At 44.1% G+C, this 7144-nt stretch carries 7 protein-coding genes; 1 reads left to right on the top strand and 6 read right to left on the bottom strand.

Features of this window, described 5'->3' with window-relative positions:
- Positions 1-137: 137 nt before the first annotated feature.
- Positions 138-725 (bottom strand): DUF1997 domain-containing protein, encoded by a 588-nt coding sequence (locus ACEW80_RS18730; protein ID WP_373528039.1) that lies wholly within the window; start codon positions 723-725, stop codon positions 138-140.
- A 71-nt stretch (positions 726-796) separates the two neighbouring features.
- The gene (locus ACEW80_RS18725; protein ID WP_373528038.1) at positions 797-1183 is read right to left on the bottom strand and encodes a VOC family protein; all 387 of its coding nucleotides are present in this window, start codon (positions 1181-1183) and stop codon (positions 797-799) included.
- A gap of 225 nt (positions 1184-1408) precedes the next feature.
- Between ACEW80_RS18725 and pheA the strand changes: the two genes are divergently transcribed.
- A complete protein-coding gene (gene pheA, locus ACEW80_RS18720; protein WP_373528037.1) occupies positions 1409-2284 on the top strand; it encodes a prephenate dehydratase in 876 nt (291 codons plus the stop codon).
- A 113-nt stretch (positions 2285-2397) separates the two neighbouring features.
- Here the strand turns inward: pheA and ACEW80_RS18715 are convergent, their stop codons facing one another.
- From ACEW80_RS18715 to fusA, 4 genes are all read right to left on the bottom strand, one after another.
- On the bottom strand, positions 2398-3045 hold the full coding sequence (locus tag ACEW80_RS18715; RefSeq protein ID WP_196516740.1) for an LON peptidase substrate-binding domain-containing protein: 648 nt from the start codon (positions 3043-3045) through the stop codon (positions 2398-2400).
- A 190-nt stretch (positions 3046-3235) separates the two neighbouring features.
- Entirely contained in the window at positions 3236-3553 is a 318-nt protein-coding gene (rpsJ, locus tag ACEW80_RS18710) for a 30S ribosomal protein S10 (protein ID WP_196516741.1), read from the bottom strand.
- A gap of 150 nt (positions 3554-3703) precedes the next feature.
- The gene (gene tuf, locus ACEW80_RS18705) at positions 3704-4933 is read right to left on the bottom strand and encodes an elongation factor Tu (RefSeq protein ID WP_373528036.1); all 1230 of its coding nucleotides are present in this window, start codon (positions 4931-4933) and stop codon (positions 3704-3706) included.
- Positions 4934-4956: 23 nt separating this feature from the next.
- Entirely contained in the window at positions 4957-7035 is a 2079-nt protein-coding gene (fusA, locus tag ACEW80_RS18700; protein ID WP_373528035.1) for an elongation factor G, read from the bottom strand.
- Between the last annotated feature and the right edge of the window lie 109 nt (positions 7036-7144).

Below are 7144 nucleotides of genomic sequence, written 5' to 3'. Positions count from 1 at the left end.
TAGCATCCAGAGGTTCAAAAACCTTGCACTTTCGTCGGCGAGCGCCGGGCAAATTGGGAAACTAAGCGACGAAACTACTATTTTGTAAGCTGTGTGGCTTCTAGATTCGCTCTGGAGACTTATTCAGCAAGCCCTAATTACTCAGCATTCAGGATTGGTAATTCAGTACTCTCACCGTCAATTCCTCTATCTTTGGTTTGTGATATCACCCAGTAGCGATAATCTGCCAAAAGTTGATTTAATAACCGTTGCTTAACCGACAACAGCACGCTTTTGAGCAAACCATTGCCAGTAGCTTCTAAAATCGGCTTGGGAGTGAAGGAAAATGGCGGTGGAAAATCCACCAGCACTTCTAAATCAGCTTTTCCTTGCAGGTGAGTGCCAGTGCTAAACTCTTTAGGAGACAAATACCCTTTTAAATTGAGAGCAAAGCGCTGGTTAATATACTCGAAACCCAGGATTTCACAGCCGAGCGATCGCAAATAAATTATTCCATTTGATTCTGCCCAAACTCTCATGTCTACAGTAGGTTGAATACTTAGTGACATAAAAGTTAGCGGACGCATTTTCAAGCGAAATACTTCCTCAGAAAGCTGCTGAATCCGGCTATTATCAACCAAAGCCTTAACCAGACGTTGAGGCTGACGCAAGTAGTGCTGAATAGGAATAGGCTGCTCTGGAACAGCAATTTCCACTGATTGGGAGGCAGTAAACTTGGTAGCCATGAATTGAAGGAAGTAATTGTTTGATACTTCTATTATTGATTAATTTATTATGTTTATTTTTTTAATTTAATTTACATTGGGCTAGCAATTTCAACAAGAATTCCATCCAAATCACGGACATAAGACACTGTTTGTCCCCAAGGCTTGACTTTGGTATCTACAACAATCACAGCACCAGCTTTTATGGCACGCGATAAAGCTGCTGTTATATCGTCTGTTACAAAGCCAACCTCAATACCAGCAGGTAGATTTGACAGACTGTTTTCTTGGAATCCTTGGGGAAGGTTAGATTTTGCCAGTTCATTTGAGGCAAAAGCGAGAGTTGTTCCACCCGTTTCCATCTCGGCGTATTGCTTGCTCTCGTGAATAAATTGCTGTTTCAGTCCAAACGCCTTTTCATAAAAAGCGACTGATTGAGCAACATCCTTTACATAAAGAATTGTGTAAGAGAACTTCATAATCTTTAATTTCCACTGAAACAACCACTGAAATAAAGTTAGTACATTTGCTCTACTTAGTCAAGCACCTACAACGTTGTACAAGTACAAATTGTATAATTACATTACCTACAAGAGCGGTACGTAATTAAATGAATCAAATTAAAGCAATATTCTCGGTCAATAAATAAAGGCTAGGTTTACTTCCGATATAGTCTATAAATTGAGCAGATAACTAATAAACAGATGACTTTATTGATCGCACATTTAGGTCCTCCCGGCACTTACTCAGAACAAGCAGCGGTTTTTTATGTCAATTGGTTAAGCAAAAGTACGGGATTTGAAGCTACTTTATGCCCATATCTAAGCATTTCCCAATCACTGCACGCCGTTGCTAACGGTCAAGCCCACTTGGCTGTTGTGCCTGTGGAAAATTCTATTGAAGGGAGTGTCACCATAACACTAGATACCCTTTGGCAGTTGGACAGTTTACGAATTCAGTTGGCTTTAGTATTACCCATTGCCCATATGTTAATTTCCTGCGCTACTAGCTTAGATAGCATTAAAACTGTTTACTCTCACCCGCAAGCTTTGGCACAATGTCAAGGATGGTTAGAGCGCTTTCTGCCAACTGTACAGATTATTCCAAACAATTCTACAACCGAAGCACTACAGCGATTGGAACAAAATACCACAACAGCAGCGATCGCCTCTAGTAGAGCAGCTCAACTCTACAACCTGCCGATACTTGCCAGTGGTATTAACGACTATCCAGAAAACTTTACTCGTTTTTGGGTAGTAAGTAAGGATGAACTGGATGCTGAATACCATGCATCAACAACAAATGCTAGTCACACATCACTGGCTTTTAGTATGCCTGCCAACACACCCGGAGCCTTAGTTAAACCTTTACAAATATTTGCTCAACTAGGAATTAACCTCAGTCGGATTGAATCTCGTCCGACGAAGCGATCGCTAGGCGAATACTTGTTTTTCATGGATCTAGAAGCGGATGCCAACCAAGCCCAAATGCAATCTGCTTTAGCAGAATTAACTATGCATACAGAGATTTTAAAAATTCTTGGAACTTACAATATTTTACCGATCAGGGCTGTGAGTTGAGAAGTTAGAAGTTAGAAGTTAGGAGTTATCAGTTATCAGCTAGGGAATATAAATTATAAGTTCTCAATTTTTTATTTTTTGTTATTTCTTCCTAACTGCTAACTCCTCACTCCTCACTTTTCATTAAATGTGTCTTTGAGAACAGCGCGAGCCGCCAAGTGATTCCGAGTAGAAGTTAAGATTTCTGCTTCCCGCTCTAGACGAGTTGCAGTATCTTGCATTTCTAATAATAACTGCTGCTCTGCGGCGACACCGTAGAGATTACTGGCTACCCAATAAGATAGCTCTGTTGGTAAATCAGGCAAATCTTCTGGCAACTCAATATTTTGTTCAGTTAATTTGGCTGACAGACGCACAACATCTCGCAGTAGTTGTTCTACTTCAGTTGACAAAGGTCGCAAATCTTTAGTCGGTGGGTGGTCTTCAATCCACTCTACTAAGCCAACGCGGTATGGCTTTTCACGAATATACTCTAATACACGAAATCTTTGTTGCCCTAAAGTCAACATCTTCATCCGATCATCTGGCATCCGTTGGTGATGAACAATTTCCGCACAGCAGCCAGTGTCTGCAATTGTGCCTTTAACTGGATCTACCATCAAAACACCGAATCTGCGATCGCTCTCCAAAATCGTGTTCATCATGATTCGGTAGCGAAATTCAAAAATGTGCAGAGGCAATGGTCTGGTAGGAAACAGAACTACTTCAGGTAACGGGAACAGAGGTAGTTCACGAACTGCAATTTTAGAAGATGATGTCATTGTTACCTTAGTATAAACTTAATCATTAAAATTTATTTTTCTCTGCTTTTTCGGTATTTTGTTTCCATTCTATCATTTGTTTCCTAGCTAAATAAAAGCCCTGAGATATATTTCTTCAGGGCTATGCAAATATTTATACTAATGTCATTAGTTATTTTTTATTTTCAAAGTACTAATGACTAATAACTAATTAAAGTTTAACTTCGATATCCACACCCGATGGTAAATCCAATTTCATCAGGGCATCAATAGTTTTAGAAGAAGGCTGGTAAATGTCAATAATCCGCCGATGAGTACGGGTTTCAAAGTGTTCTCGTGAATCTTTATCTACGTGAGGCGATCGCAGTACACAATAGATCCGGCGTTTTGTTGGTAAAGGAATTGGGCCTATGGCTGTAGCATTGGTGCGGTTAGCTGTGTCTACAATCTTCTCGCAAGATGCATCCAATAAGCGTCGGTCAAAGGCTTGTAAGCGAATTCTAATCTTCTGCTGCTGTAGAGTTGCCATCTTTAATTGTCCAGGTTCTGCGTAATTAGGGGAGTGGGTACAGGGTACAGGAAACTATCATCTGTCCCCTGTAACCTTCTTTATAGAGGAAGAGAAAGGAGCAGAGAGGCATTATACCATCTCTGCTCCTTCGTTATGAGCAAAAAGGTGCTACTTCAAAATTTTGGAGACGACACCAGCGCCGATGGTGCGACCACCTTCACGAATAGCGAAGCGCATTCCTTGTTCAATAGCGATCGCGTTGATCAATTCTACTGTCATCTTGATGCGATCGCCTGGCATCACCATTTCAACTTCTTTGCCATCATCCGAGGTGTAGGCTTTGATAGTCCCAGTTACATCAGTTGTCCGTACATAGAACTGGGGACGGTAGCCAGCGAAAAATGGAGTCTTACGACCACCTTCTTTTTCTGTTAGGACGTACACCTCACCTTCAAATTGAATGTGAGGTTTAATTGAACCTGGCTTAGCGATTACCATACCCCGTTCGATATCAGCCTTCTGGATACCCCGGAGTAGTACGCCAGCGTTATCACCAGCCATACCTTGGTCAAGACTCTTCTTGAACATCTCAATACCAGTTACGGTAGTGGCGCGAGTATCTCTGATACCCACTAGTTCAACGTTATCGCCGACTTTGACTATACCCCGCTCAATCCGACCTGTGGCGACAGTACCACGACCTGTAATTGAGAACACGTCTTCTACAGCCATCAGGAATGGCTTATCAACATCCCGCTCAGGAGTGGGAATGAAAGAATCTACAGCGTCCATCAATTCGTAGATTTTGTCTACCCAAGGATTTTCACCCCGTTTGGTCTTAGGATTCTTCGCCATTACTTCCAGAGCTTGCAGACCAGATCCTTTGACAATGGGGATATCATCGCCAGGAAAATCGTAGCTGGAAAGTAATTCTCTCAGTTCCAGTTCCACCAGTTCCAGGAGTTCTGGGTCATCCATCAAGTCTTCTTTATTCAAGAAGACAACCAGACTAGGAACACCAACCTGTTTTGCCAGCAGGATGTGTTCGCGGGTTTGAGGCATCGGACCATCGGTAGCAGCTACTACGAGGATGCCACCATCCATCTGGGCAGCGCCGGTGATCATGTTCTTCACATAGTCCGCGTGTCCAGGACAGTCTACGTGAGCATAGTGCCGATTTTCGGTTTCATACTCAACGTGAGCTGTATTAATGGTAATACCCCGTGCCTTTTCTTCTGGCGCGTTATCGATTTGGTCGTAGCCCTTAGCTATAGCTTGACCCATAGCTGCCAAGGTCATAGTGATGGCTGCTGTTAACGTAGTTTTACCGTGGTCAACGTGGCCAATCGTACCGATATTGATGTGGGGTTTATTCCTTTCAAACTTTGCGCGTGCCATGAATGCTCATTTCCTTATTTTAATTAAGCGTTCCCTTTGCTTTTAGCAATTATTGCCTCAGCCACGCTGCGAGGTACTTCTTCGTAGCGGCTAAACTCCATTGAGAAGATGCCCCGACCTTGGGTCTTAGATCGGATATCAGTAGCGTAGCCAAACATGGTAGCCAGTGGAACTTTGGATACCACCTTAGCGAGTCCCTGTTCGGTGCTTTGGCTTTCAATCTGCCCCCGGCGGGCGATGAGGTCGCCAATGACATTCCCGATATAGTCTTCGGGAACTTCCACCTCAACTTTCATCATAGGCTCTAAGAGTACGGGTGAAGCTTTCAGCACAGCCTCTTTCATCGCCATTGAGCCAGCGATTTTGAAAGCCATTTCCGAAGAGTCTACATCGTGGTATGACCCGTCAATTAACGTCGCTTTGACGTCAATCAACGGATATCCAGCTAGAACCCCGGATTCACAGCTTTCTTTCATCCCTTGTTCTGCGGGATTAATATACTCTTTAGGTACTGTACCGCCGACAATTTTGGAGACGAATTCAAAGCCAGTACCAGGTTCTCCTGGCTCCAAATTGATCACAACGTGACCGTACTGACCTTTACCACCACTTTGGCGGATGAATTTGCCCTCAACTTTGTTCACAGCTTTCCGAATTGTTTCTCGGTAAGCTACTTGCGGCGCACCAACATTCGCTTCTACCTTGAATTCTCGTAACATCCGGTCTACTAGAATTTCTAGGTGTAGCTCTCCCATCCCCGCGATCACGGTTTGGTTTGTTTCGGGATCGACGCGGACACGGAAGGTTGGATCTTCTTCTGAGAGAGATTGTAGAGCCTTGGATAGTTTATCCATGTCGTTCTTGGTTTTGGGTTCAACCGCTACCGAGATTACAGGCTCAGGAATGAATAGGGATTCCAGAATTACTGGCGAGCCTTCATCACAGATGGTGTCACCTGTCAAGGTGTCTTTCAATCCCAGGGCTGCTCCCAAATCCCCGGCTCGCAGTTCATCGACATCTTGTCGGTCATCTGCCTTCATCAGAACTAAGCGGGAAATCCGTTCTTTTTTATTCTTACTAGCGTTGAGGACGTAGCTACCCTTTTTCAACACACCAGAATAAACCCGGACAAATGTCAGGCGACCGTAAGGGTCAGCCATAATCTTAAATGCCAGAGCCGCTAGGGGTTCGTTGTCATCAGCCCGCCGTTCAACGCTATCACCATTGGGCAGTAAGCCTTGAATTGGCGGCACTTCACTTGGCGATGGCAGGTAATCGACAACGGCATCGAGCATCAGCTGTACACCTTTGTTTTTAAATGCCGAGCCACAAAGTACTGGTACGATTGTGCCAGCAACTGTGCCTTTACGCAGGCCAAGAGCGATTTCGTCATCTGTCAGTTCTTCGCCCTCGAAGTACTTAGCCATCAAAGTGTCATCAGTCTCTGCCACTGCTTCCACTAGCTTGACGCGGTATTCATCTACCTGCGCTTGTAATTCGGCGGGGATATCAGTTTCTTGGATATCGGTTCCCTGGTCATTTACGTACATATACGCACGTTGCCGTACCAAGTCAACGATGCCTCGGAATTCGGTTTCACTACCAATTGGTAGCTGAATAGCGATCGCATTAGCCCGTAAGCGATCGCGCATTTGCTCGTGAACTTTATAGAAGTTCGCTCCTGTGCGATCCATCTTGTTGATAAAGGCTATTCGAGGTACTTTGTAGCGGTCGGCTTGTCGCCACACTGTCTCCGACTGCGGTTGCACGCCGCCCACAGAACAAAATACTGCGATTACACCATCCAACACGCGCATGGAACGCTCAACTTCAATTGTGAAGTCTACGTGACCCGGAGTATCGATAATGTTAATTTGATGATCATTCCAACTGGTACTGATAGCAGCGGCAGTAATGGTAATTCCCCGCTCCCGCTCCTGTTCCATCCAGTCTGTGACGGCAGTTCCTTCATGAACTTCGCCAATTTTATGAATTATTCCAGAGTAAAACAATATTCTCTCTGTTGTTGTTGTTTTGCCCGCATCTATATGCGCCGCAATACCGATGTTGCGTACTTTTCCTAGCGGGATCGTGCGTGCCACAGCCACCTCCTATAGTTTTTGCCTCATGATATCTTGTATATTACTCTTTGTTAAGATTCTATACTTTAACGGAAAACCGTCTTTTTTTTGTAAATCCACGATACACCGC

The organism is Nostoc sp. (genome assembly GCF_041747015.1).
Lineage (GTDB): Bacteria > Cyanobacteriota > Cyanobacteriia > Cyanobacteriales > Nostocaceae > Nostoc.
This window is presented reverse-complemented; position numbering and strand designations above follow the sequence as displayed.